The following is a 1,691-nucleotide window of genomic DNA, read 5'->3' on the forward strand; positions in this document are numbered from 1 at the left end:
AAAACATTTGCGAAGTCAATTCGCTTAATTAATTTGAATTAGAGCTATTCAAGTTCTTATATTTTATATGAGAGTTTGATCCTGGCTCAGGATGAACGCCGGCGGTGTGCCTAATACATGCAAGTCGAGCGCACTGGCCCAACTGATATGACGTGCTTGCACTGATTTGACGATGGATTACCAGTGAGCGGCGGACGGGTGAGTAACACGTGGGCAACCTGCCCTGGAGCGGGGGATAACATCTGGAAACAGGTGCTAATACCGCATGACTACTAAAACCACATGGTTTTAGTATAAAAGAAGGCTTCGGCTTTCACTCTAGGATGGGCCCGCGGTGCATTAGCTAGTTGGTAAGGTAACGGCTTACCAAGGCGATGATGCATAGCCGAGTTGAGAGACTGATCGGCCACAATGGAACTGAGACACGGTCCATACTCCTACGGGAGGCAGCAGTAGGGAATCTTCCACAATGGGCGCAAGCCTGATGGAGCAACACCGCGTGAGTGAAGAAGGGTTTCGGCTCGTAAAGCTCTGTTGTTGAAGAAGAACGTGCGTGAGAGTAACTGTTCACGCAGTGACGGTATTCAACCAGAAAGTCACGGCTAACTACGTGCCAGCAGCCGCGGTAATACGTAGGTGGCAAGCGTTATCCGGATTTATTGGGCGTAAAGCGAGCGCAGGCGGTTGCTTAGGTCTGATGTGAAAGCCTTCGGCTTAACCGAAGAAGTGCATCGGAAACCGGGCGACTTGAGTGCAGAAGAGGACAGTGGAACTCCATGTGTAGCGGTGGAATGCGTAGATATATGGAAGAACACCAGTGGCGAAGGCGGCTGTCTGGTCTGCAACTGACGCTGAGGCTCGAAAGCATGGGTAGCGAACAGGATTAGATACCCTGGTAGTCCATGCCGTAAACGATGAGTGCTAGGTGTTGGAGGGTTTCCGCCCTTCAGTGCCGGAGCTAACGCATTAAGCACTCCGCCTGGGGAGTACGACCGCAAGGTTGAAACTCAAAGGAATTGACGGGGGCCCGCACAAGCGGTGGAGCATGTGGTTTAATTCGAAGCTACGCGAAGAACCTTACCAGGTCTTGACATCTTGCGCTAACCTCAGAGATGAGGCGTTCCCTTCGGGGACGCAATGACAGGTGGTGCATGGTCGTCGTCAGCTCGTGTCGTGAGATGTTGGGTTAAGTCCCGCAACGAGCGCAACCCTTGTTACTAGTTGCCAGCATTCAGTTGGGCACTCTAGTGAGACTGCCGGTGACAAACCGGAGGAAGGTGGGGACGACGTCAGATCATCATGCCCCTTATGACCTGGGCTACACACGTGCTACAATGGACGGTACAACGAGTTGCGAACTCGCGAGGGCAAGCTAATCTCTTAAAGCCGTTCTCAGTTCGGACTGTAGGCTGCAACTCGCCTACACGAAGTCGGAATCGCTAGTAATCGCGGATCAGCATGCCGCGGTGAATACGTTCCCGGGCCTTGTACACACCGCCCGTCACACCATGGAAGTTTGCAATGCCCAAAGTCGGTGGCCTAACCATTTGGAGGGAACCGCCTAAGGCAGGGCAGATGACTGGGGTGAAGTCGTAACAAGGTAGCCGTAGGAGAACCTGCGGCTGGATCACCTCCTTTCTAAGGAATAAAACGGAAACCTACACATAGTTGAAACTTTGTTTAGTTTTGAG

At 52.2% G+C, this 1,691-nt stretch carries 1 rRNA gene; it reads left to right on the forward strand.

The window, feature by feature from the left end:
• Positions 1–63 precede the first annotated feature (63 nt).
• Positions 64–1,638: ribosomal RNA gene (locus FD27_RS00005) — 16S ribosomal RNA — on the forward strand.
• The last annotated feature ends 53 nt before the right edge of the window (positions 1,639–1,691 follow it).

Source organism: Limosilactobacillus frumenti DSM 13145, from assembly GCF_001436045.1.
GTDB lineage: Bacteria > Bacillota > Bacilli > Lactobacillales > Lactobacillaceae > Limosilactobacillus > Limosilactobacillus frumenti.